The sequence below is a fragment of the Neotamlana sedimentorum genome (genome assembly GCF_000943565.1).
In the GTDB taxonomy this organism is placed as follows: Bacteria; Bacteroidota; Bacteroidia; order Flavobacteriales; family Flavobacteriaceae; genus Neotamlana; species Neotamlana sedimentorum.
The window spans coordinates 432,758-458,148 of sequence record NZ_JTDW01000004.1 but is presented as its reverse complement, the minus strand read 5'-3'; the positions used below and the strand labels follow the sequence as shown (position 1 = coordinate 458,148).

Here is a 25,391-nt window from a genome sequence, read left to right as displayed (position 1 = left end):
AAATTAACGTTTTTTCTTACATGTATTTTTTCGTTTAATCATGAAAATATGTGTTTTGTCGATTTTGTGTTTTCGGTTTATTAAAAAAGTTGGAACGGTGTTGTAATCAATAATATTGAACAACATTAACTATAACTCATTAAAATGATGACTGACGAAAACATAATTACCAGAATTTTAGAGCATAATGAAACTCAATATTTCGAGATTATTTATGATAGATATTCAAAGCACATTTACAATAAATGCTTTTCTTTTGTAAAAAACGAAGACGAGGCTAAAGATTTAACACAAGATATTTTTTTAAAATTATATTTAAAATTATCTAGTTTTAAAGGAAAATCTAAATTTTCAACCTGGGTATATTCATTTACATATAACTACTGTATAAACTATGTAAACCGAAATGCTAAACGTAAGTATGAAATGCGTTTAAATGAAAATTTTGATATTCAAAATTACGGAGAAACTATAGATTCTTCGGAATCATTGCAATTAAAAGCCGAGGAAGAATTGGTTAAAGCAATTAAAAAGTTACCTATTAAAGATAGAATTATTCTTGAATTAAAGTATCAAAAAAACTTAACAATAAAAGCTATTGAAACCGAATTAGGTTTAGGAGCAAGTGCTGTTAAAATGAGAATTAAAAGAGCTAAAGCTCGTTTGGCTGAAAATTACGTTGCTGCCGTATAATTTTATTATTTTAAAGATTGTTTAACTAATTCCAAAAGCTTGTTTTTATCAAATGGTTTAACCAAAACATGATTAATACTGTTTTTCTTAAAATGTTTTATGTCATCTTTATATCCTTGTGTAGATAACAGAATTATTGGAGTTTTTTTATATTCTTTGGACAGGTTACGAACGGAAGAAGCTAATGTTATAGCCGAAAAATCTTGAATGGTGTTAGATAGTAAAATTAAATCCACTTTATTGTCGATGAGATGTGGTATAAGCATTTCTGCTTTATCTATAATATGAATGTAAAATAGTCCTGTTGAGGCCAAGATTTTTAAAATAGAAAGCTGAATAACTTCAGAATCTTCTACTAATAAAACGTTATACTTTCTTTTTAATTGAGGCGTTTGATTTTTTAGGATTTCTATTTTTTGATCATTACTATGATTTGAAGTTTTAAAACTGATGTTGAAAGTAAATTTCGAACCTTTATTGACTTCACTTTCTACACTAATATTCCCTCCCATTTCAGAAATTAGATATTTAACTATGGCTAATCCAAGACCTATTCCCGTACCTGCTGTAGTATCTAATTTTGTAAATCTATCAAAAATAGAATTTATACTTTCATCATCGATTCCGCAGCCTGAGTCTATTATTTCAAAATGTAAATTTACCTTTTTTGCCCTAAAATAATTTAATGAAACATTCATTATTATTGAGCCTTTATTAGTGAAATTTAAAGCATTAGTAAGTAAATTACCAATAATTTGTTTTAATCTATACTGATCACCTTCTACAAATTCTGGAATATTGCTTTCTATATTAAATTGAATATGAATTCCTTTTTTATTACCTAAATAGGAGTAGATGATTTCAAGGTTTTTTAGTAATTCTTTTAAATTGAAAACTTTGTTTACTAAAATGAGCTTTCCTGACTCTATTTTACTGATATCTAAAATGTCTTCAATTCGTTGTTTTAAATCTTTGTTTGCCGATTGAATAATTTGTAAATAATTTTTTTGCTCAGAATTTAAGTTGCTATTAATTAGTAAATCACTAAAAATGGTTGAGGCCGTTATGGGATTACGTAATTGATGACTAAAATTAGCTATAAAATTATTTTTAAAGGTTTCTTTTTCGAGTAAATACTCATTTTTAAGTACGAGAATTTGTGAGTTTATTATCGATTCGTTTCTAGACTGTGCCGTAAGTTGGTAATTGTTATAATGATTGGTTAAGTTTTCTATAATTACCAAATTGTTGTTATTAGTACTTGTTTTTAAGCTAATATCTACAACTAAAGTTTCTTGATTATTGTAATCGAGATTTATGCACGAAAACTCGAAACTTTCATCTATAGTTGGAAGTAAGTGCGTTAAAATTTCGAAAAAAGGGTGAATATCTTGAATATTTTCACCAATAGTTAATGGTAAAATAGGATTGTCTTGCTCTAAGATTTTACCAGCATCATCAACTAAAATATATTGAAAATTGTTTTTATGATATTTTTCTATATACTTTGTTAGCATGGTAATTATATTAATTCTTCGGCTAGTTTAGCAAATAATTTTTCGACTCTGCTTCCTGTTTTTGCACTAACAAAATAATCTACAACATTATCAAATTGTTCGCTGTGTTCTTTTAAATAGATTTTATTTACTAAATCGACTTTATTTCCTACAACTTTAATTGGAGTTGTAACAAAATTTTCTTTTAAAAATGCTAGCTCATCATTTAGATGCTCGAAAGTTACAGGTCGTGTTAAATCGAAAACATAAATAAAACCATTTGTACCAAGTAGGTAAGATGGTCTGGTTTTTTTTATATCGTCTTGTCCTTCTAAATCCCAAATAATTAATGAAATATCTTCATTTTCAGAAATATTTATGGTTCGTTTAGAAATGTGTACACCAATGGTAACTTTATAGTCTTCGGTAAACGTATTTTCAACAAAACGCCTTATTAAAGACGTTTTCCCAACACCAAAGTGACCAATTAAAACAATTTTCTTAGATATTGTCATTCTTAAAAAATTCTTCTAGTTTTTTAGATAATAGTGGTTTGTTTTGTAGAAGTTTAGCTATTTTATGTTTGTCTGCAAATTCTAAAAGTTCATCTTCTAAATCGTCTTTAAAAATAACATTAAAAACGCCAGAAATTACAACAGCAATGTAAAACGATGAAAAATTTTGAATGTGGATATGATATAAGTCGTATTCTATATATTGTAAACTTTGGTTTTCTTTTTTAAAGGCATCTTCAACAAAACTTTTAATGGCGGTAAGCATACCCGCTACCATATCTTCGTCGGCCATTTTATTTTTAGAGTATTCTGCGAGAAGCAAGCCGGAGCCTTTCTCTATAACAATAATTTGCTCTATTTTGGCACTGTTTTGCTCTTGTAAAATTAAGTCGGATTCGCTAACGCCAGCAGCCTTGGACTTCGCTCTTCTAAAAAAGCGTTTAAATGAAAAGGTTTTGTTTACTTGGTTGTTAATTCGCTCTGATAAAACTTGAATTTCATGTTGTACGTATCGCTTTATCATTTTTCCAATTATGGGGAATAGCGCTTCAACCACAGCATCTTGTGAGTTTTTTATTTCTTGCTTTAATGTATTTGTAATTGTTGGACCGAGTGTTTCAGGAATGTCTTTTATGAACTCGTTTAATTTATTATCGATTATAGGGTTAACCTTTTTCGATAACTGTGGCTTTTCATTAATGGTGCGTTCAAGATTTTGTATTTTTTTTTCAATCGATGAAACAAACTCACGCTCATCGGTAAGTAAAATATCTTTAATTATATTTAGTTTCTCATCTTGATTCATCTATAAAAAAATAAATTACTCAGCAATTTTTTCGCCTAATTGTATAAAAAGTTTGCTTAGTAATTTTCTATCTGCTTTTTTGTCGCCTAAATCATCTAGCCTATCGTTTACGGTATTTTCTAGCTCAGTTACACGAATATTAATATCGGTACTAAGCGAGTCTATACTTTGTAATAGTTCAGATTCTACAGTGCTAATTAATTCTTGAAGTTCGTTTTTTTTATTTAAAATATCTTTTTTTAAAGTTTCGAATTCTTCATTATATTCTTGGATGTTTTCTCCAAAAATAAGTTCTTTAATGGCATCAATTTTCGAACTAGCATTTTTATGTTCACCGTTTAAATTTTCTGTAATTTCGGCTTTAGTATCTTTTTTCATTTTAAGTTTGTTAGCAAAGGTTATTAACAAAAATATACAATTATCTCCTAAATTAAGTAATGTTTTAATTAAGTTGTAAGAAATAACTAAAAAAAAGCTCGTAGTTTATTTGTGTATTTTCTAGTTGCTTTTATAAATTAATACTGCTCTAAAGCTTTTAAAACTTCTTTTTTATAGCTTCTACTAATTGTTAAAGCGGTGTTGTTAATTGTAATTTCTTCATTTGTAAACGACTGAATGTGTTTTAATGCAATTATATACGAACGATGAATTCGAATAAAGTTTTTATTTGGCAACTTTACTTCAATAGCGCTTAAAGTTTCTCGAGTTACTAAAGTGTTGTTTGCTAAATGAATTTTTATGTAATCGCTATAACTTTCAATGTAAATAATAGAGCTGAAGTCAACTTTTATCATGCGTCTGTCTGCACGAACAAACATAAAATCGTTGCTATTTATGTGAGTTGGTTCAATTTGTTTTGAGTTGGTATGAATGTCAAAATAATTATGCACAGCCTTTAGTAATCTTTCAAATGAAATTGGTTTTAGCAAATAATCGACAGCTTGCAACTCAAAACCTTCAACTGCAAAATCGCGATAAGCTGTTGTGAAAATTATTTTTATATCCTTATTTATAGATTTTGCAAATGTAATACCAGAAACTTCGGGCATATTTATATCAAGAAAAACTAAATCTATTTTATGAGACCTTAATATGTGGAAAGCTTCAATGGCATTGCTGCAACTAGCCACAATTTTAATGTTTGGTATTTTACCAAGATGAGCAGCAATAACTTCTCTAGCAACTGGTTCGTCGTCGAGTATAAGGCATGATATCGTTTTGTTTTCTGCCATTTTTAATCTGTGATAAGCTTTAAATTAACTTTAAACAAGTCGTTTTTGTTATTAATATTTAACGTGTATTTGTTTTTATAAAGCAGGTCCAATCGCTTTTTTATATTTTCTAACCCAATCCCTTTTTCTGAAACAATATTCGCATTATTGGTGTTTTCAATTTCAAAAAAAATATAATTTTTTCGAGTATAAAGGTTTATATTAACTATTAAAATGCCTTGATTTAAACTACCGTGCTTAAAACTATTTTCTACAAATGGCAGTAGCAACATGGGGGCAATTTTTATGTTGTCTCGTATATTTTCTTCATTAAAATGTATTTGAAGAGTATTGTTAAACCTCATTTTTTCTAAATCAATATAATCATTAATATGATTAATTTCATCTTGTAATGAAACAAAGGGTTTATCTACTTGATAAAGTAAATAATCTAATAAATTTGATAATTTTAATATCATTTCGGGAGTTTCATCGGCTTTTTTTAAAGCGAACCCATACAAGGTATTTAGCGTATTAAATAAAAAGTGCGGGTGTATTTGCATTTTTAAATAATTAAGTTCCTGTTCTTTAAGTTTTAACTGAGTTTCTAAAATTTTGGTTTCAAGTTTTTTAGTTGCTTCGGTATGTTTTACATTAAGTTTTAAAAGTTTAAAGGCGCTAACAACTACAACTACCAAATACACCGCAATGGCAACTAACAGTAGGCTTTTACTAATAGGAGCCATCTTGTTGTATTGAAAATTAGATAGGTAAATTAATCCATAAAACACAGAAATAACAATAAGATAGGCCGATATTATTAATGTATACAAGCTGTATAAACCGAACAAAACGTAGCGTTTACTAATAAAATATTCAGGAATTATTTTATAAATAAAAACATAACTTGTTGCAATGGTAATTGGCATTAAAAATAGCGAGAAAGAAAGCACATAGTTAAAATCGTTGCTATTTACGGCAAAAAAGTAAGTATAAAATAGCAACACACCACACCAAAAGAAAGCATGGATAAAAATTTGAGCTATTTTTTTTAATACGAACTTTTTTGTAACCATTTTTAAATTTATAAGTTACAATATTAGTATAAATTAGAAGGTTAAAAAGTTTTTATAGACGAACAACCGATTTTGTATTGGTTTTAACCGTTTGTTATTTTTATAGCTAATTTGGTTATCTGTCGCATTTTAATTTTAGCTTTGATTTTAGATTATATGTTTGTGGCATGTTTAATTAAAACCATTACTTATGAATTTATTATCTGTTTTCCCGCTAAATGTTTTTGTAGATAGATTTATTGAAGGCGGCCCATTATTTATGTCTTTTATTTTAATCTGCTTATTGCTTGCAACAACGTTTCTAATAATAGGTTTTTTTCACCTTAAAAAAGATGTCGCTAAATCTAAAAAAATGAACAATTTAGCCTCCGAAGCTAGTATTCTAGGTCTAGTATTTGGGTTTTTGGGTTCAACTATTGGAATGATTACAGCTTTCGATACTATAGAATCTATGGGAGATATTAGTGCTGGAATGATGGCTGCAGGCTTAAAAGTATCCTTTTTAACAACCGTTTTTGGATTGGTTACTTTTATTTTACCAAGGATTGGTATAATTATTTTAAAGTATTTACAGAAGCATTAAAATTAATAGTGGTTCTTCATCAATCAATTTAAAGCTCCTTTTCATTTACATGAGAAGGATTTTTTTATTTTTTCTTATTGCGCTTGTTATAGTTTTTATCGCCTCTAGTTTTAGGTTTTTTGTATTTTTTTGCGATCTTAAATTTATAAGATCCACCTAAGTTTTCTTTTTGATTTTTAGCCTTTTTTTCATGAAAGGCTGGCCCAGGAGCATCTTCATCCCTTTGTTTGTGAGGGTTATTACGCTCTTTAATTTGTGGGCGTTCTTCAGGAATTAATTCTGTAGAAACTTCAACCGTTTCGGGTAATTCTGCTAAAGGAATTTCCATTTGCATTAAGTTCTCAATGGCTTCAATGGCTTCGTATTCTTTTTCGGTTGAAAACACTAAAGCTTCACCTTTGCGTTCTGCACGACCTGTTCTACCAATGCGATGCATGTAGTTTTCTGGGTATTCTGGAGTATCAAAATTTATAACATGGCTAACATTCTCAATGTCTAAACCACGCGCCATAACATCTGTTGCAACTAAAATGCGGTTAACGCCTTCGCGGAATTGCTCAATACTGCGTAAACGATAGTTTTGGGTTTTGTTGGAGTGAATAACACAGAGCTCTTCTTTAAAATATTCGTCTAATTTTTCGAATAATCTGTCTGCCATTCGTTTATAAGCCACAAAAACAATAACTTTATTAAAGGTTTCTTGGTCTTTAAGTAAATGCACCAATAAATTAACCTTTGTATAAAAGTTAGGAACTTTGTATTTGGTTTGTGTAATATTTTCAAGTGGTGTACCCGAAACAGCAATAGATATTTGTTCTGGTTTAATAAAGAAATCGTTAATTAAAAGCTCAACATCTTGCGTCATTGTGGCCGAAAACATAATGTTTTGGCGCTTTTGCGGAAGAATATCAAAAATATTTATAAGCTGATGCCTAAACCCTAAATCTAGCATAACATCAACTTCATCAATCACTAATTTCTGAATCGATTTTAATTGTAACGCTCTACTTAAAGCTAAATCGTAAAGTCTACCGGGTGTGGCCACTAAAATGTCTAAACCTTCTGCTACAGCTTGTTTTTGGGTATTAATGTTTGTACCACCGTATACACCTAAAACACGATTGTTAATGTATTTTGATAGTTTTTCAATTTCATCAACCACTTGTACTACAAGTTCGCGGGTAGGTACCAGTACCAAAACTCTGGGGTTGTCTTGTTTCGAGAACTTTAAATTTTTTAAAATGGGCAACATATAGGCAAAGGTTTTACCAGTACCTGTTTGTGCTATTCCAACCATATCTTTTCCCGAAGCCACCACGTTAAAAGCTTCTGCTTGAATGGGAGTTGGGGTTGTAAAGCCTAAATCGTTTATGGCGTTATATAGCGGTGTGTTTAAATTTAAATCTTCAAAAGTCAAAACTACTGTATTTTGGGGCAAAGGTAAGGTTTATTCTTAAGTTTAAACTAAATGCTTGTCTTCAATCTCAATACTGTAACTAGCTTCAAATGCGCTACCTGCTTCTAAACTTAAAATGCCTTCTTTTTCTTTTAAATTTCCACTTGCGTTTACATTATCGGCAATTCCAAGCCAAGGCTCAATACATACATAATCGCCGTTTGGTTTTGCCCAAATGCCCATGTAATTAAATTTAGGGTAGCTTACAGTTAATACTTTACCATTGTTTTTACTGTTAATACTAATTTTTCGAGACTTTAAGTCTTTAAAAACAAGCGCATCAACATCAAAAAGTTCGTGTTTTAAAGGTAAAATGTTGTCGTTATTAAAAACGGGTTCGGTTTCGTTTAAAATGAGTCCGCTTCCTAATTCAATTAAATAGCGACTAGAGTTTTCTTTATGTTCAAACTCTAAAAAATAGTCGTCGTATGCTTCGTTTTCAAAAACCGGACATTTAAATGCAGGATGCCCGCCAAGAGAAAAATACATGGTTTTTGTATCGGTGTTTTTTACGGTATGCGAAACATTAAGTGTATTGTCTGTTAATGTAAATGTAATTAAAAACTCAAATTTAAAAGGGTAAATTTTAAGTAATTCAGCATTGCTTTTTAATTTAAAAGTTAAGCTGTTATCTGTTTTGTTATAAAGCGTAATGTCTTTGCTATGTCTTATAAAACCATGTCTTGGTGTGTTATAAGTTTCACCTTCAAAGGTTAACGAACCGTTTTTTAAAGCACCAATTACAGGAAATAAATTAGGAGCAAAACTACCCCAAACGTCTGGATTTGCATCCCACATAAATTGTGTGTTATGTTTTACTGAAGAAATTTCGCAAAGTTCGGCACCAATATTTTTAATGGCTATTTTAAGTTTATCGTTTTTTAAAGTATGCATGCTTTTTTTAGTTGTTTGAAACTGTTTTTACAATTTTGAAATAAATTTAAGTATTCTAACTAAATTTGCAGTATAATTCTGTTTTATTTGAGAACAACTTTTACTTACAGCAAAAAAAACATCGCACAATTTAAAACTAAATTATTGCAATGGGCTCAACAGTTTGACGATGTGGTTTGGTTAGATTCTAACAATAAAAAAAACACACAAACATACAAAAGTTACGATGCCGTTTTAGCAGTTGATGCTTTTACAAGTATAAAAACAGATTATTTTGATGCTTTTTCTAAGTTAAATGATTACCAAAAAACGACTAACGATTGGATTTTTGGCTACCTAACTTACGATTTAAAAAACGATGTAGAGCCATTAAAATCTAATAATTTTGATGGTTTACAATTCCCCGATTTGTACTTTTTTCAGCCAAAAAAACTATTTTTAATTAAAGATAACACCGTCGAAATTCAATATTTAAAAGCAGTTGATGATGAAATTGATGCCGATTTAAATGATATTTATAATAGCGAAGAAGATTTTAATACAAGACCTTCAAACGACATAAAAATTCATCTGCGTATTCACAAAGATGCCTATTTTAATAAAGTAAATAAAATGTTAGCGCATGTGCACCACGGCAGTATTTATGAAGCTAATTTTTGCCAGGAGTTTTATGCCGAAAACACAGAAATAAACCCTTTAGAAACTTATAAAAAGCTAAATGATATTTCCAACCCGCCATTTGCTATATATTTTAAAAGTTTCGATAAATATTTGCTTTCTGCATCGCCCGAGCGTTACATAAAAAAGGAAGGAACCAAAATTATATCACAACCAATAAAAGGAACCGCAAAACGATCTAAAAATAAAGTTGAAGACGAGCAACTTAAACACAACTTATCGCAAGATCAAAAAGAGCGTAGCGAGAATATTATGATTGTAGATTTGGTGCGAAACGATTTATCGAAAACCGCTGTAAAAAATTCGGTGAGGGTAGAAGAGTTATGTAAGATTTACACCTTCGATCAAGTGCACCAAATGATATCGACCATTACATCAAAAATAAACGATGACACCAACCCGGTTGATGTTTTAAAAACCACATTCCCTATGGGAAGCATGACGGGCGCTCCAAAAATTTCGGCAATGCAAATTATTGAAGATTTAGAGGAAACCAAACGCGGACTCTACTCTGGCGCTGTTGGTTATTTTACACCAAATGGCGATTTCGATTTTAATGTGGTAATTCGCAGTATTTTATACAACGAAACTAAAAAATACGTGTCCTTTTCGGTAGGAAGTGCCATTACAGCAAAAAGCAATCCTTTAAACGAATATGAAGAATGCTTGGTAAAGGCAAAGGCGATGCGCGAAGTGCTGGAAAACTAGTTTTTACCCAGAAACATAAAAATTAACTATTCAAGTTGGTATATTTGAGTAGTACAATTATCAAAATTATAGATTGGAATTACTATTAATTGTCAGATCGAGCGCAGTCGAGATCCAATTATATTGAAAAATAATCCGTGAATCGGTGGAAAAATGACCCAAGAAATATTCAAAAAACATATTACTAAAAATCTAAACTTTTTAACCAAAAGCAAAGTAATTATTGCTATTTCTGGCGGTATAGATAGTGTGGTTTTAACACATTTATGCCACAAAATAGGTTTAAATATAGCTTTAGCGCATTGCAATTTTAATTTACGCGGAAACGAAAGTGATGCCGATGAAACTTTTGTTGAAACCTTAGCCGAAAGTTTAGGTTTAGAGGTGTTTATTCAAAATTTTGACACCACATTATATGCTAAAGAACACAAGCGTTCTATACAAATGGCAGCACGCGAATTACGCTATAATTGGTTCGACGAATTGTCGTCACAATTAAAGTTCGATTACATTTTAACGGCTCACCATGCCGATGATAACTTAGAAACTTTTTTAATCAATTTTACAAGAGGCACTGGTATAGAAGGTTTAACCGGAATTCCAGAAATTAACGGGAAGTTTGTACGTCCGTTATTACATTTTTCAAGCGATGATATTGAATTGTATGCCAATGCAAACAGTATAAAATGGCGTGACGATAGTAGTAACAAATCGGTAAAATATTTACGCAATAAACTACGCCACGAGGTTATTCCTATTTTAAAAGAAATTAACCCGAGTTTGTTACAAAGTTTTCAATCCACTTTAAATAATTTGCAAGATTCATCAACTATTATAAACGATAAAATTGATGAATTTTTAAATAAAACTATTGAAACCATTAGTGAAAACGAGGTACGTTTTAAAATTTCAGAATTCAAAAAAACAAAGCATCCAAAAGCGTATTTATTTGAAGCTTTAAAAGAATTTGGTTTTACAGAATGGGACGATATTGTGAGTTTATTAGATGCTCAACCAGGAAAACAAGTGTTTTCTAACGAATTTAGGCTCATAAAAGATCGCGACTATTTATTATTAACTAAAAAGGAAGTTGAACAGTTTTCAGAAACTACTATTTCAAGTATAACCGATAAAGTTGAAACACCGTTTGGCACTTTAAGCTTTGCAGAAATTGATGCTGTTGAAACCAACATAAAAACTGCAAAAAATATTATTTACGTCGATAAAAACACGCTTGAATTTCCTTTAACCATAAGAAAAAAGGAGGAAGGCGATGTGTTTTTCCCAATAGGAATGCAAGGTAAAAAGAAGTTGAGTAAATATTTTAAAGATGAGAAGTTTTCGCTTATCGATAAGGAAAATACGTTGTTGTTATGCTCTAAAAATCAAATTGTTTGGATTGTAAACAAGCGCGCCGACGATAGATTTAAAGTAACTAAAAACACAAAGCAAATTTTAAAAATAGAATTAAAATAAAGGTCATTTTAAAAATGATAAATTGGTTTTAATAATATTTAATCTAAATTTATTTCAGAATTAACAGAACTGAAAACGACTAACAAAAGGAGAATATGAAAGTAAAAGGTCAAATTGTAGATATACAAAATCAGCGCATTTTTAAAGGAGAAATAACGGTTGAAAATGATAAAATTGTAGCTATTACAGAACAAAATCATGATGTAGATCATTATATTTTACCCGGTTTTATAGATGCGCATATTCATATTGAAAGCTCTATGTTAGTTCCTAGCGAATTTGCAAAACTAGCTGTAAAACATGGTACGGTTGGTACAGTTTCAGATCCGCATGAAATAGCCAACGTTTTAGGTGTTGAAGGTGTTGAATTTATGATTGAAAACGGTAAAAAAGTACCTTTTAAATTCAATTTTGGAGCGCCTTCTTGCGTGCCTGCAACAACTTTCGAGTCGGCCGGAGCGGTTATAGATTCCGACGACATACAAAAACTGCTAGAAAATCCAGATATTAAATACTTAGCAGAAATGATGAATTACCCTGGAGTTATTTTTGACGATGAAGAAGTTCTTAAAAAAATAGCTTGGGCAAAACATTATAACAAACCAGTTGATGGGCATGCACCTGGAGTTATTGGCGACGATATTACTAAATATATTAGTGCTGGTATTTACACCGATCACGAATGTTTTACTTATAACGAAGCACTTGAAAAACTTCAAAAAGGCATGAAAATTTTAATTCGCGAGGGTAGTGCTGCCAAAAATTTTGAAGCTTTAATAGATTTACTGCCAGAATATTTTGAAAACATGATGTTTTGTAGCGACGATAAACATCCAGACGATTTACTTTTACATCATATTAATAAATTGTGTGCTAGAGCAATTGCTAAAGGAATCGATTTGTTTAAAGTGCTTCAGGCAGCTTGTATAAACCCGGTAAAGCACTATGGTTTAGACGTTGGCTTATTACAAGAAGGCGATTTTGCAGATTTTATTGTAGTAAAAGATTTAAAAACATTTAAAACGCTTCAAACTTATATAAACGGTGCGTTGGTTTACAATGAAGGTGAAAGTTTAATACCATCTGTAGCTTTTAAAAACTTGAATAATTTTAATTGCGATAAAAAAGATATTTCAGAATTTAAAATTGAGGCAACAGCAAAACAAATTCGTGTAATTGAAGCATTAGAAGGGCAGTTAGTAACCAACGAACTTATTGAAGAAGCGACTGTAAAAAACGGATTTTTAGAATCGAATACCGATAAAGATATATTAAAAATGGCAGTTGTAAACCGCTATAAAAACGATACACCTGCTTTAGCTTTTATTAAAAATTTCGGTTTAAAAGAAGGTGCTATTGCCAGTTCTGTTGGTCACGATTCGCACAATATTATTGCGGTAGGAACCACAGATGAAGCTATTTGTAAAGCTGTGAATTTAATAATAGAAAATAAAGGTGGCATTTGTGCTGTAAGTAATGCCGAATCTAAAATAGTACCACTTCCAGTAGCTGGAATTATTAGCGACCAAGATGGTGAAACTATAGGTAAACAATATGCCGAACTCGACAAAATGGCAAAAGCATTGGGCTCGAATTTGCATGCACCTTACATGACGTTATCTTTTATGGCGCTTTTAGTTATACCTTCGTTAAAATTAAGCGATAAAGGGTTGTTTAACGGAAAAGCATTTAAATTTACAGACTTACAATTATAGAAAATTACAACTAACTTATGCCTGTAATAGAATCGACCTACAAGCCAGCATTTTATTTTAAAAACAGATTTGTATCAACTGTTTATTCTGGTTTAGTACGCCGCGTAAAATTAAATCAAGAACGTGAACGTATTACTTTAAAAGATAACGACTTTCTAGATTTAGACTGGAGCTATTCTACAGAGAAAACTAATAAAATAATCATTTTGCTTCATGGTTTAGAGGGGAATTCTAAACGTCCATATATAACCGGAACAGCTAAATTGTTTAACCTAAATGGTGTAGATGCTTTGGCGGTTAATTTTAGAGGTTGTAGCGAAGAGGATAACTTGAGTTATCACACCTATCATTCTGGTTTTACTACAGATTTGCAAGAGGTGATTAATCATGTTTTATCTAAAAACAAGTATGACGAAATATATATTAAAGGCATTAGTTTAGGAGCTAATCTCTTACTAAAATATTTAGGAGAAACTCAAAATGTTCCTAAAGAAATAAAAAAAGCTATTGCGGTTTCTGTACCGTGCGATTTATATGGCTCATGTAAAGAAATAAGCAAGCTTAAAAATAAACCTTATCACGATAGGTTTTTAAAAAGTTTATTAGTTGCACTATCAAAAAAACAAGAAAAATTTCCAGATAAATTAACCATTGAAGCTGTGAAATCAATTAAAAATTTACAAGATTTCGATAATGTTTACACCTCAAAAGCACATGGCTTTATTGATGCAGTTGATTATTATACAAAATGCAGTGCGTTACAATTTTTACCAAATATTAAAGTGCCTACTTTAATTATAAATGCTTTAAACGATTCATTTTTGTCGCCAGAATGTTATCCTGTCAAAGAAGCTAAACAAAACCAGGAATTATATTTAGAAATGCCAAACCATGGCGGTCATGTTGGTTTTATAGATAAGAAAAATGTGTACTACAATGAGAGGCGCGCTTTAGAGTTTATTAAAACTATGTTAAATACATAACTGTTTTCACCGGTTACCTGCATTTTTTCATAGTTTTAGTAAGTGCTTGTTTTACAATGTACTAAACTAATCTAAGTAATTATGCCAACTTTCATTTTAAAAATAAACAACCAAAAACGTAATGTTGAGGTTGATGAAGATACACCTTTACTTTGGGTGTTAAGAGACCATTTAAATTTACTAGGAACAAAATATGGCTGTGGTATTGGGCAATGCGGGGCTTGTACAGTTCATATTGATGGTGTTGCCACTCGAAGTTGCTTACTACAAGTTCAATTTACGCAAGATGTAGAAATTACAACTATTGAAGGTCTTTCGGAAAAAGGGGAACACCCAGTTCAAATAGCATGGAAAGAAATAGATGTGCCTCAGTGTGGATATTGTCAAGCAGGACAAATAATGACCGCTTCGGCGTTTTTAAATAAAAACCCTAAGCCAAATACTTCAGAAATAAGAAATGCTATGCATGGCAATATATGTAGATGTGCATCTTATAATAGTATAGAGGAAGCGGTTAAAGTAGCAGCTGATAAATTAAACTTCTAAAAACGATTTAAAATGGAAAACAAACAGAATTTAACGTTTAGCCGAAGATCGTTTTTAAAAACATCAGCATTAGCAAGTGGCGGTATGCTTATTGGATTTAATTTATTTAATGCTTGTAAAGCAGAAGTTAAGCCACCAATAGATTTAAGTCAGTTAAACTATAACGATTTTAATGCCTATATTAAAATATCACCAGAAGGTAAAGTCACCATTTTTTCACCAAACCCAGAAATAGGTCAAGGTGTAAAAACCTCAATGCCCATGTTAATCGCAGAAGAATTAGATGTGCTTTGGGAAGATGTTTTTGTGGTGCAAGGAAAGTTAGATACAAAAAATTATAACCGACAAATAGCAGGTGGAAGTGGCTCGATACGGGCATCTTGGAAACCCCTTAGAGAAACCGGTGCCACAGCAAAGCAAATGTTAATTAATGCCGCTGCTGCTAAATGGGGTATTTCTCCATCAGAATGTTCTGCAAAAGCTGGTTTAATAACTAATGATGATGGGGATACAATGGGTTATGGCGATGTAGTTTTAGAAGCTGCTGCTCTCGACGTTCCTGAAAATGTTACACTAAAAGATCCAAAAGATTTTACAATTATTGGAAAAGGAAAATTGAATGTTGATGTAGATAAAATTATAACAGGAAAGCCTTTATTTGGTTTAGATTATAAAGAAGAAGGCATGCTATATGCATCAATAATACGCCCTCCTGCTTTTGGGCAAATATTAGAGTCTTTCGATGCAACACAGGCTAAAGCTTTGCCAGGTGTAGTTGATGTAATTACCGTTGGAAGTAAAATACGAGATTACGAAAACAATGGGAAACAAAATTGGACGCTCGTAACCAGTAATAGTGATAAAGTTGTTGTTATAGCAAAATCAACTTGGGATGCCTTTAAAGGTATAAAAGCTATAAAAACAACTTGGAAAGTAGACACAAAACTAGAAAGCACCAAAGATCATGACAAAGTATTAGTGGATTTATTAGATGGCGATAAATTTGAAACACGGCGTTCCGATGGTGATGTAAAAAAAGCACTTTCCAATGCCGATAAAGTTATAGAACGGACATACGAAGCACCTTTTTTGCCACATAATACTTTAGAACCGATGAACTTTTTTGCTCACGTAACGAATGAAAAAGTGCGCTTAATAGGTAATATGCAAACGCCTGCTGCTGCTGCTAAAATGGTTTCTGAAGTATTAGAAAGACCTATTGAAGAAGTGAGTGCCGAAATAACCAGAATGGGCGGTGGTTTTGGTAGACGCCTCTATAACGATTTTGTAATGGAAGCTGCTGAAATTGCGGATGTAATAAGAAAACCTATTAAAATGGTATCATCTAGAGAAGCAGACATGACAACAGGTGTTTACCGCCCTTGTGTAAAGTATCGATTTACAGCATCAATAAAAAACGGTAAGTTAACAGGCTATCATTTAAAAGGGGCAGGTGTTAATGCAAGTATTCCAACGCCAATGGCTAACTATTTCCCTGCTGGAGCCATTAAAAATTATCAGGTTGATGCCGCAACATACAAAAGTAACATTACGACAGGTGCTTGGAGAGCCCCGGTAACTCATTTTTTAGCAAGTGCAGAGCAAAGTTTTTTTAATGTTTTAGCTGAAGAATTGCAAATAGACCACGTTCAACTCTACTTAGATTTGTTAGAGAACTTAAAAGGTGTTAACGATAAACGCATGAAGTTTAATCCAAAACGAATGGAAGATGTTATTAAACTTGTGGTAGATAAGTCCCATTGGGGAAAAACAGAACCGCATGTTTACCAAGGTTTTTCAGCGTATTTTTCTCATAATACGCATGTTGCTGAAGTTGCCGAAATTGTTTTAGAAAATGGTCTGCCGGTTGTTAAAAAAGTAACTTGTGCAATAGATTGCGGTATAGTGGTTAATCCATTAGGCGCCTTGAATCAAGCAAAAGGAGGAGTAATTGATGGTGTTGGTCATGCAATGTATGCCGATTTTTCTATTAAAAATGGCAAGCCACAATCTAATAATTTTAACACGTATCAATTAATACGAATGGCGCAAACACCAAAGGTAGACGTACATTTTGTACAAAATAATATTGCGCCTACAGGTCTTGGAGAACCTACATTACCGCCCGTTGGAGGTGCAATTGCAAATGCCATTTATCAGGCTACAGGAGCCCGTTTAACCAAACAACCTTATATGGCTAATTTAAAAATAGCTGAAGAACTTAAAGTATAATTAGGTAATGACTCATGAGTTCAAAAATATTGTTGAAGAAGCTTTTAAAGCAAAATCTAAAGGGCTTAAATCTGTCTTAGCTACAGTAGTGGCTTTAGATGGCTCTTCATACCGTAAACCTGGAGTTAGAATGTTAACTCTAGAAAACGAAACCATGGTTGGTGCAGTTAGTGGAGGTTGTGTAGAAAAAGAAGTGCTGCTACAATCTAAGCAAGTTTTTAAAACTGGAGCGTCTAGAATGATGACTTACGATGGTAGATATCGTCTGGGGTGCGAGGGTGTATTGTATATTTTGCTCGAACTTTTTAATCTTAATTCCGAATTCGAAGCTTCTTTTTTTAAAACTTTAAAATCAAGAATCAATTTTCAAATAAAATCATTTTACAAAAAGCAAGAAGGTGTTTTTAATGGTATAGGGTCTTGTGTTTTCTTAAATGATAAAGCATTTTCAATTTCAAAATTAAAAGTTAACCTCAAATTACAAGTTTTTAGCCAAATTTTAAAACCTCTCTTTAAACTAGTGATTATTGGCGCAGAACATGATGCCGTGGAACTATGCAAGTATGCTGCATTAACAGGTTGGGAAGTGACTGTAATTTCGGGCGTTTCAGAATTAAAATCTATAGATAGTTTTCCAGGAGCATCATTATTAGTAACCACAACACCAGAAGCTATTAATACTTTTGCTATCGATAATCAAACGGCTATTGTGTTAATGACTCATAATTTTGCTTACGATTTACGATATTTGGTTGCTTTAAAAAATACGTCGCCAAATTATATAGGACTTTTAGGTTCTGTAAAACGACGAGAGGATTTACTAAATCAATTTATGGAATACTGTCCAAATATTAGTAATGACTTTTTAGATACAATTCATGGACCAGCAGGATTAAGTATTGGCTCAATTACTCCTCAAGAAATTGCTGTTTCTATAATTTCAGAAATATTGGCTTATACAAGGGACATAAAACCTTTGTCTTTAAGTAAAAAAACGGGTAGAATTCATTCAAAATAAATTGTCTAAAAGCATAGAAGATATAGCAATTGTAGTATTGGCAGCAGGTGCTTCTACAAGAATGGGAGAACCTAAACAATTACTGCCTTGGAAAAAAAAGACGCTTATTTCGCACACTATTGAAACAGTTTTACAGGTAAATTGTAAAAATGTATACGTGGTTTTAGGAGCAAATTTTGATTTAATTTCTTCTGAAATAAAAGACTATCCCGTTTCAATTTTGAATAATGAGTTATGGCATCAAGGTTTGGGAACTTCTATAGCTTGTTCTACTACTTTTTTAATAAATTCTGATAAAGATTTTGATGCTATTCTTTTTGTTTTAGCAGATCAGCCGTTTATTACTGCAAATTATTTAAATGAAATGATAGTTAGTTATAGCTTTAATAAACAAACGATTATAGCAACTATGTATACAGATAAAAAAAATGGCGTACCGGTTATTTTTAACAAAATTTACTTTAAAGACTTGAAAATTTTTAAAGGAGATGAAGGAGCAAAACACTTGCTAATGCAACTGGAATCTTCTGTTAAAACTTTAATACCTCCTAATAAAAATGTAGATTTAGACACAAAAGAAGACTACAGTACATTTGCGAGTCGTAATTTTGAATTTAAATGATGAATTCCAAGAAAAATAAAGCCTTAACTCCAGAAAAATTCACAGATATAAGTGTTAAAAAACCTTATAAAAATAGTGCAGGTTTTCAATCTATTAAGTCTGCAATTACTCAAATTTCAAAATATACTCGTGTAAAAGATGGTGTAAAACTATCATTAAAAATAAATCAAAAAGGCGGATTCGATTGCCCGGGTTGCGCATGGCCAGATCCAGACGATGAGCGTTCAAGCATAGGTGAATACTGCGAAAATGGAATAAAAGCAATTGCAGAAGAAGCCCAAAAAAACACTATAGATAACACTTTTTTTAAAAAGCATTCTGTTGAAGAATTAGCCACTTGGACAGACTTTGAAATTGGTAAATCTGGCCGTTTGGCAGAACCTATGTTTTTAGCAGAAGGAGCAACACATTATCAATCGATTTCATGGGAAGAAGCATTTAGTAAAGTAGGTACACACCTTAATGCACTTAATAATCCGGATGAAGCTATTTTTTATACTTCAGGAAGAACCACTAATGAAGCTGCGTTTTTATATCAATTATTTGTTCGCGAATTTGGTACAGCAAATTTACCAGATTGTTCCAATATGTGCCACGAAGCGAGTGGAAGTGCTTTGTCTGAAACTTTAGGCATTGGTAAAGGTTCTGTTACATTAGACGATTTATATAAAGCCGAAGTAGTTATGGTTATTGGCCAGAATCCAGCAACTAACCACCCGAGAATGTTGTCGGCATTAGAAAAGTGTAAGAAAAACGGAGGTAAAATTATAGCGGTTAATCCGTTGCCAGAAGCCGGACTTTTAAAGTTTACAAATCCGCAAGATCCTATTAAAATGCTAACAGGTGGTAAACAAATAGCCGATGTTTTTGCACAAGTTACTATTAATGGCGATGTTGCTTTATTTAAAACCATTCTATTAAAACTATTAGAAAAAGAAGAAGAAACAGCCCATGTTTTTGATAAAGATTTTATTGAAAAACACACTTTTGGTTATGAAGCTTTTATAGCAGATTTAAAAACGTATAATTTTAACGATTGTTTAAAGGCTTCAGGAATAGATGAAGATACTTTTAATGCCATTTTCAATTTAATTCTTAACCATAATAAAATTATAATTTGTTGGGCTATGGGCTTAACACAACACCAAAACGCGGTGGATAATATTCGCGAGGTGGTAAATTTATTATTATTAAAAGGAAGCATAGGAAAAGAGGGCGCAGGAACTTGTCCTGTTCGTGGGCACTCTAACGTGCAAGGCGATCGTACAGTTGGTATTTGGGAAGCTGCACCTCAAGCTTTTTTAGATAAAATTGAAGCAAAATACGGATTTAAGCCAACTACAAAACATGGTTATGCTGTAATAGATGCCATTAAAGCCATGTACGAAAACAAAGCTAAAGTGTTTTTTGGTTTAGGCGGGAATTTTATTTCTGCTGTTCCAGATACGGTTTACGCATCGCAAGCATTACAGAATTGTAATTTAACGGTTCATGTAAGTACAAAACTTAACAGGTCGCATTTGGTTACGGGTAAAGAAGCATTAATTTTACCATGTTTAGGAAGAACAGAAAAAGATTACCAAAAAACGGGGTTACAAATACAAAGTGTAGAGAATTCTATGGGCATTGTGTCTGCAACCAAAGGTGTTTTAGAACCTTGTTCTAAAGATTTGTTAAGCGAAGTTGCTGTGGTTTGTGGTATAGCCAATGCCACTTTAAGTGCTAAAAGTAAAATTGATTGGTTAGCCTATAAAGACGATTATACTTTAGTTAGAAATGATATAGCCGAAGTAGTTTCGGGGTTTAAAGATTACAATACTAAGTTACAAAAACCTTCGGGTTTTTATTTGCCAAACGGTGCGCGCGAAAGGCAATTTAATACCAAAACCGGTAAAGCTAATTTTAGTATTAATAAAATGCCAACTTGGAAATTAAAAAACGACGAATTGGTGATGATGACTATTAGAAGTCACGATCAATTCAATACCACAATTTATGGCTTAGACGATAGATATCGTGGTGTTTATAACGAAAGACGCATTATTTTTATGAATAAAGATGATATGAAAGCTCGCGGATTAAAAGAATTACAAGTGGTTAATTTAAAATCGGAATTTAACGGCGTAACACGCTGTGCAAATAATTTTAAGGTGGTTGGTTATAACATTCCTAAAAACTGTTGTGCAACCTATTTCCCTGAGACTAACGTGTTGGTGCCATTAGATAATTTTGCACATACAGCAAAAACCCCAGCATCAAAAAGTATTGTTATTACCATTGAAGCTTAAATTTTAAAAATGCCATTTTTTATAGCATATAAAACTAGGCCTATACGGTTTTTTATATGCAGTTTGGTAAATAAATTATCGCGGTAACCATCAATAGTTTTCGGACTTAAAAACATTTTTTCGGCAATTTCTTTATAGGTCATTTCAGAGCAGGTATACTTAATAAATTCTATTTCACGCTCTTTAAGTTTTATACCACCCGTATTACCTTCGGTTAAAGAGTTTATTAAAATATTCGATACATCTTTAGTGTGGTAATAACCATGTTTAATGGTTTCATTTAAGGCTGTTTCAAGAATATCTTTTTCAACATCTTTTAGCAAATAGCCTTTAGCTCCAGCTTTTAACATTTTTATAATAGTGGCTTCGTTTTCTTCTACCGAAAGTGCTAAAACCTTAATATCTGGGTATTCTTTTTTTAGTATTTCTGTTGTTTCAATACCGTTTAAAATAGGCATATTTACATCCATTAAAATAACATCAGGTATATTCTCTGGTGTTTTTAGTTTTGTTAAAAGTTCTTTACCGTTTTTGCAGGTATAAAGCACAACAAAATTTTCAAATGAATTCACTAATCCAGCAATGGCTTGTGACAGTAGGTTGTGGTCTTCTACAATTACAACGTTATTAGTTTCCATTTTGGTAAGGGTATGTTATAGTTAGTTGTGTACCTTCATTAGGTTTTGAGATTATTTCGGCTTCGGCCTTTACTAGTTTAGCTCTGCTTTTTATGTTAATTAATCCAATGCCAGCATTTTGAGTTTCATTCATGTCAAAACCTAAACCATTATCTTTTGCCGTTACCATTAACATGTTTGGCGTATAGTTTAAGGTAACGCATAAATGTGAAGCCTTTGCATGTTTTATGGTGTTTGAGAAAAATTCTTGCAACATTCTAAAAAAAACAATTTCGGTTTTATGATTTAATTTTCTTGTAACGCCTTCAATTACTAATTTGGCTTTTATGAAATTTAATCGATTAAACCGGTCTATTTCATCTTGTAATGCCTGATTTAATTCGATATTTTTTAAGGCATCAGGATTTATTAGTTTAGATAACGTCCTAAGTTCTTTTATACTTTTGCTTATAGTTTGTTTTACTTCATCTTGAGATAAATTATTGGTTAGTTGTATTTTTGCCAAAGTTAGTAATTGCCCAATGTTATCGTGTAATTCCCAGCTTATGTTTCTAAAAGTCTCTTCTCTAATTTCAATTTGAGTTTTGGCAATTTCTTGTTCAAACTTTTGTTCGGCAATTCTTTTTTCTAGTAATAAATCATTTTTCTTTTTACGAAAAAGCACAAAAAGAGAAATCATGGTAAAAGCAATAACAAAAAGTACCGCCGAAAAAATTATTAATAATGATTGTATTTCTTTTTCGTCCATATAAATCCAATTATAAAGCAGGTATAAAGAATTAGGTTTAAAAAGAATAAAACAATATTAAATACTGTATTATTCATTCTTACATCAAAATAATCACTCAAAAGAACTAATGGAAACATACCAATATTAAAAAGCACTAAAGCGGTACTAATCCAGAAACTTAATTTGTGTTTTATTTTTAAGGTATAATCTGAGTTAGATAGTTGATGTAAATGAAACCCAGTTAAAATGAGAACAAAAAATGCGCCTATAATAAAAAGGTATTTTTGTAACTGATTATTATTAATACTTATGACAAAAGTTAATATATAAATTATTAATAAATAAGCACTTATTTTTTTATGAATTCTTTTTAGCAATACTTGGTAGTACCACCAGCAATAAAAGGTAAAACTTAAACCTGTGTAAATAAAATATATCCAAGTGTTATTAATATTTAAATAAGGCCCAATATACGAACCCATTATGGTGTCCATAAAAAAAGTAAACCATAAAAAGTGTAAAAAGTACCGCTCGGTAGATTGAGTGTACTTTTTATAATGGATAAGGGCAAAAAAAGCAGCTATTAGTTCGAGTGAACTAATGGCATAAGATATAATAACAGTTATGTGCATTTTTAAATTTAATCAAGTTCTCTTGGTGGCTTACCAGCGTGCCCGTAATTATAACCAGGAATACTTTCAATATTGTCATCTACAATTCGAGTAGGCATTGCAAACGGAAGAGCACTACCTTGCGATTTAACTTTATTTCCTGTAGGCACTAAAAATACCGTAGCTCTTCCTGGATCTGGGTAATTTTTACTTTCTGGGTAAGCACCATAATATATTCTAATTCCCAAATCTGTATAGCCTTGTTTTTTTGCTTCACGCTCAAAAAAAGCGATATACTGTTTTAAAGAATCTAATGAAAACAAAAATTCTCTAGAATCTTCAAAACCTAAATGTTCATTTAAAAATTTGGCTCGTGTTGTTTTAAATTCTTCTTCCAAAACATTTGCTTCCTTATAACTAATGGCTTGCGATGGCACTTTGTCTCGATCAATTTTTACACTCGATGTATTCGAAATACAAGATGCTATTAAAAAAATAGCACAAGCGCATGTTGTGGATATTAAAAAATAAGATTTAGTTTTCATAATAATGGATTGTTTAGAGGTTTTTATAAAAGTACAGATTAATATTAAAAATCTCACAGCGTCAAATTTTAAGATTGAAATAAGATTTGGTTAAAGTTCTGAAAATTAATTCTGTAATAAGGCATTTACTATTAATAAAACATCTTTTTCCTTTAAAAAAGGGGAAAAACACCCTAAGAATTTTCTGTAATATTATAAGAAATGGAGTTTTTAAAATGATTAACGAGGTGTAACATTTAAAATACTTTTCTTACATTTAAAATGAATAAACCAATTATATGCTAAAAAAAGTTTTTGGAAGCGCCGTTTTTGGCGTTGAAGCCACCACCATTACAGTTGAAGTAAATGTAGATAAGGGAATAGGGTATCACCTTGTTGGGTTACCCGATAATGCTATTAAAGAAAGTAATTATCGCATAGCGGCTGCACTTCAAAACAACGGGTTTAAAATTCCGGGTAAAAAAATAATTATTAATATGTCGCCAGCCGATTTACGAAAAGAAGGCAGTGCATACGATTTAACTTTAGCCATTGGAATTTTGGCCTCAACCAGCCAAATTAAAGCCGATAATTTAGAACAGTATTTAATTATGGGCGAACTCTCGCTCGATGGCACGTTACAGCCTATAAAAGGCGCATTACCAATTGCTGTTAAGGCCAGAGAAGAAGGATTTAAAGGATTTATTTTGCCTAAACAAAATGCAAAAGAAGCTGCTATTGTAAACGATTTAGAGGTTTATGGTATTGAAAATATAAAGCAGGTTATAGACTTTTTCAATAAAGGTGAAGCTCTAGAACAAACCATTATAGATACTAGAAAAGAATTTGAAAAGAACCTTGATTTTCCCGAATTCGATTTTGCCGATGTAAAAGGGCAAGAAGGCATAAAACGCTGTATGGAAATTGCAGCAGCCGGCGGACATAATATTATTTTAATTGGACCACCTGGAGCAGGAAAAACTATGTTAGCAAAGCGTTTACCTAGTATTTTACCACCTATGACGCTGCACGAAGCTCTGGAAACCACGAAAATTCACTCGGTAGTTGGGCGAGTAAAAGATAGCGGTTTAATGGCACAACGTCCGTTTAGGAGTCCGCATCACACTATATCGAACGTGGCTTTAGTTGGTGGTGGTAGTTATCCGCAACCAGGAGAAATATCATTATCGCACAACGGGGTTTTGTTTTTAGATGAATTACCCGAGTTTAAGCGCGAAGTTTTAGAAGTGATGCGTCAGCCACTAGAAGATAGAGAGGTAACCATTTCTAGAGCAAAATTTACGGTAACATATCCGTCGTCGTTTATGTTGGTGGCTAGTATGAACCCGAGTCCTGGAGGTTATTTTAACGATCCCGATGCCCCAGTAACTTCAAGTCCCGCCGAAATGCAACGTTATTTAAGTAAAATTTCTGGACCGTTGTTAGATAGAATCGATATTCATATTGAAGTGACTCCAGTACCTTTCGATAAATTAAGCGATGACCGAAAAGGAGAAACTTCGGTTGAAATTCGCAAACGCGTTACAAAAGCCCGAGAATTTCAAACCAAGCGATTTGCCGAGAGCGATACCGTGCATTATAACGCCCAAATGAATACCAAACAAATACGCAAATATTGCCAGCTCGATGAGGCTTCAAAGCAATTACTAAAAACCGCTATGGAACGTTTAAATTTATCGGCCAGAGCTTACGATCGTATTTTAAAAGTATCTAGAACTATTGCCGATTTAGAAGCCAGCGAAACAGTTACAGGAACACATATTAGTGAAGCTATACAATACAGAAGTTTAGATCGTGATGGTTGGTTGGGGTAGAAAATGAACTAATGCTAAAAACATTTCGTTTGTTAGTAATTATCTAGGATATATTTTT

At 31.9% G+C, this 25,391-nt stretch carries 24 protein-coding genes; 12 read left to right on the top strand and 12 right to left on the bottom strand.

Translation table 11 applies throughout. The annotated features are described in order from the left end of the window. Positions 1-144: 144 nt before the first annotated feature. Positions 145-693 (top strand): RNA polymerase sigma factor, encoded by a 549-nt coding sequence (locus PW52_RS06910; protein ID WP_240475157.1) that lies wholly within the window; start codon positions 145-147, stop codon positions 691-693. Between the two features lie 5 nt (positions 694-698). Here the strand turns inward: PW52_RS06910 and PW52_RS06905 are convergent, their stop codons facing one another. From PW52_RS06905 to PW52_RS06880, 6 genes are all read right to left on the bottom strand, one after another. Next, positions 699-2,210, bottom strand: coding sequence for an ATP-binding response regulator (locus tag PW52_RS06905; RefSeq protein ID WP_044632183.1), 1,512 nt, complete (start codon positions 2,208-2,210; stop codon positions 699-701). A gap of 5 nt (positions 2,211-2,215) precedes the next feature. After that, the gene (locus PW52_RS06900) at positions 2,216-2,704 is read right to left on the bottom strand and encodes a Rab family GTPase (protein ID WP_044632182.1); all 489 of its coding nucleotides are present in this window, start codon (positions 2,702-2,704) and stop codon (positions 2,216-2,218) included. Next, complete coding sequence (locus PW52_RS06895) at positions 2,691-3,509, bottom strand: hypothetical protein (protein ID WP_044632181.1); 819 nt, start codon at positions 3,507-3,509, stop codon at positions 2,691-2,693. Before PW52_RS06895 ends, PW52_RS06900 begins: the two co-directional genes overlap by 14 nt. A 15-nt stretch (positions 3,510-3,524) precedes the next feature. Then, entirely contained in the window at positions 3,525-3,887 is a 363-nt protein-coding gene (locus tag PW52_RS06890; protein WP_044632180.1) for a hypothetical protein, read from the bottom strand. 137 nt (positions 3,888-4,024) lie between these two features. After that, the gene (locus tag PW52_RS06885) at positions 4,025-4,741 is read right to left on the bottom strand and encodes a LytR/AlgR family response regulator transcription factor (protein ID WP_044632179.1); all 717 of its coding nucleotides are present in this window, start codon (positions 4,739-4,741) and stop codon (positions 4,025-4,027) included. Positions 4,742-4,743: 2 nt separating this feature from the next. Beyond that, complete coding sequence (locus tag PW52_RS06880) at positions 4,744-5,796, bottom strand: sensor histidine kinase (protein ID WP_044632178.1); 1,053 nt, start codon at positions 5,794-5,796, stop codon at positions 4,744-4,746. A gap of 190 nt (positions 5,797-5,986) precedes the next feature. On the opposite strand from PW52_RS06880, the gene PW52_RS06875 reads away from it, so the two are divergent. Further along, complete coding sequence (locus tag PW52_RS06875; RefSeq protein WP_044632177.1) at positions 5,987-6,379, top strand: MotA/TolQ/ExbB proton channel family protein; 393 nt, start codon at positions 5,987-5,989, stop codon at positions 6,377-6,379. Positions 6,380-6,443: 64 nt separating this feature from the next. Here the strand turns inward: PW52_RS06875 and PW52_RS06870 are convergent, their stop codons facing one another. Both PW52_RS06870 and PW52_RS06865 read right to left on the bottom strand, forming a co-directional pair. Beyond that, a complete protein-coding gene (locus tag PW52_RS06870; RefSeq protein ID WP_044632176.1) occupies positions 6,444-7,796 on the bottom strand; it encodes a DEAD/DEAH box helicase in 1,353 nt (450 codons plus the stop codon). Between the two features lie 42 nt (positions 7,797-7,838). Then, positions 7,839-8,729 carry an aldose 1-epimerase family protein gene (locus PW52_RS06865; RefSeq protein WP_044632175.1) on the bottom strand — a complete coding sequence of 297 codons (891 nt, stop codon included), beginning with the start codon at positions 8,727-8,729 and terminating at the stop codon, positions 7,839-7,841. Between the two features lie 87 nt (positions 8,730-8,816). On the opposite strand from PW52_RS06865, the gene PW52_RS06860 reads away from it, so the two are divergent. The 9 genes from PW52_RS06860 (at position 8,817) to PW52_RS06820 (ending at position 20,995) form a co-directional block, all read left to right on the top strand. Next, a complete protein-coding gene (locus PW52_RS06860; RefSeq protein WP_044632174.1) occupies positions 8,817-10,115 on the top strand; it encodes an anthranilate synthase component I family protein in 1,299 nt (432 codons plus the stop codon). A 153-nt stretch (positions 10,116-10,268) separates the two neighbouring features. After that, the gene (tilS, locus tag PW52_RS06855; RefSeq protein WP_044632173.1) at positions 10,269-11,591 is read left to right on the top strand and encodes a tRNA lysidine(34) synthetase TilS; all 1,323 of its coding nucleotides are present in this window, start codon (positions 10,269-10,271) and stop codon (positions 11,589-11,591) included. 95 nt (positions 11,592-11,686) lie between these two features. Then, the gene (ade, locus tag PW52_RS06850; RefSeq protein ID WP_044632172.1) at positions 11,687-13,306 is read left to right on the top strand and encodes an adenine deaminase; all 1,620 of its coding nucleotides are present in this window, start codon (positions 11,687-11,689) and stop codon (positions 13,304-13,306) included. 17 nt (positions 13,307-13,323) lie between these two features. Further along, positions 13,324-14,289, top strand: coding sequence for a YheT family hydrolase (locus PW52_RS06845; protein WP_044632171.1), 966 nt, complete (start codon positions 13,324-13,326; stop codon positions 14,287-14,289). 81 nt (positions 14,290-14,370) lie between these two features. Beyond that, the gene (locus PW52_RS06840; protein WP_044632170.1) at positions 14,371-14,835 is read left to right on the top strand and encodes a (2Fe-2S)-binding protein; all 465 of its coding nucleotides are present in this window, start codon (positions 14,371-14,373) and stop codon (positions 14,833-14,835) included. A gap of 12 nt (positions 14,836-14,847) precedes the next feature. Continuing rightward, positions 14,848-17,067 (top strand): xanthine dehydrogenase family protein molybdopterin-binding subunit, encoded by a 2,220-nt coding sequence (locus PW52_RS06835; protein ID WP_044632169.1) that lies wholly within the window; start codon positions 14,848-14,850, stop codon positions 17,065-17,067. A 7-nt stretch (positions 17,068-17,074) separates the two neighbouring features. After that, positions 17,075-18,085: an XdhC family protein gene (locus PW52_RS06830; protein WP_044632168.1), complete on the top strand. Its 1,011-nt coding sequence runs from the start codon at positions 17,075-17,077 to the stop codon at positions 18,083-18,085. A gap of 1 nt (position 18,086) precedes the next feature. Then, positions 18,087-18,707, top strand: a complete 621-nt coding sequence (locus PW52_RS06825; RefSeq protein ID WP_052823408.1) for a nucleotidyltransferase family protein — start codon at positions 18,087-18,089, stop codon at positions 18,705-18,707. Next, the gene (locus tag PW52_RS06820; RefSeq protein ID WP_316930129.1) at positions 18,707-20,995 is read left to right on the top strand and encodes an FdhF/YdeP family oxidoreductase; all 2,289 of its coding nucleotides are present in this window, start codon (positions 18,707-18,709) and stop codon (positions 20,993-20,995) included. Before PW52_RS06825 ends, PW52_RS06820 begins: the two co-directional genes overlap by 1 nt. Here the strand turns inward: PW52_RS06820 and PW52_RS06815 are convergent. The 4 genes from PW52_RS06815 to PW52_RS17080 all read right to left on the bottom strand — a co-directional run bounded on the left by PW52_RS06815 (position 20,992) and on the right by PW52_RS17080 (position 23,519). Continuing rightward, positions 20,992-21,633, bottom strand: coding sequence for a response regulator transcription factor (locus PW52_RS06815; RefSeq protein ID WP_044632166.1), 642 nt, complete (start codon positions 21,631-21,633; stop codon positions 20,992-20,994). The genes PW52_RS06820 and PW52_RS06815 overlap by 4 nt on opposite strands. After that, complete coding sequence (locus tag PW52_RS06810) at positions 21,623-22,381, bottom strand: sensor histidine kinase (protein WP_044632165.1); 759 nt, start codon at positions 22,379-22,381, stop codon at positions 21,623-21,625. Before PW52_RS06810 ends, PW52_RS06815 begins: the two co-directional genes overlap by 11 nt. Then, entirely contained in the window at positions 22,351-22,857 is a 507-nt protein-coding gene (locus PW52_RS06805) for a hypothetical protein (RefSeq protein WP_131453982.1), read from the bottom strand. Before PW52_RS06805 ends, PW52_RS06810 begins: the two co-directional genes overlap by 31 nt. A 146-nt stretch (positions 22,858-23,003) precedes the next feature. Next, entirely contained in the window at positions 23,004-23,519 is a 516-nt protein-coding gene (locus PW52_RS17080) for a hypothetical protein (protein WP_052823407.1), read from the bottom strand. Between the two features lie 278 nt (positions 23,520-23,797). Here PW52_RS17080 and PW52_RS06795 point away from each other — a divergent pair, with 278 nt between their 5' ends. Beyond that, positions 23,798-25,333 (top strand): YifB family Mg chelatase-like AAA ATPase, encoded by a 1,536-nt coding sequence (locus tag PW52_RS06795; protein ID WP_044632163.1) that lies wholly within the window; start codon positions 23,798-23,800, stop codon positions 25,331-25,333. The last annotated feature ends 58 nt before the right edge of the window (positions 25,334-25,391 follow it).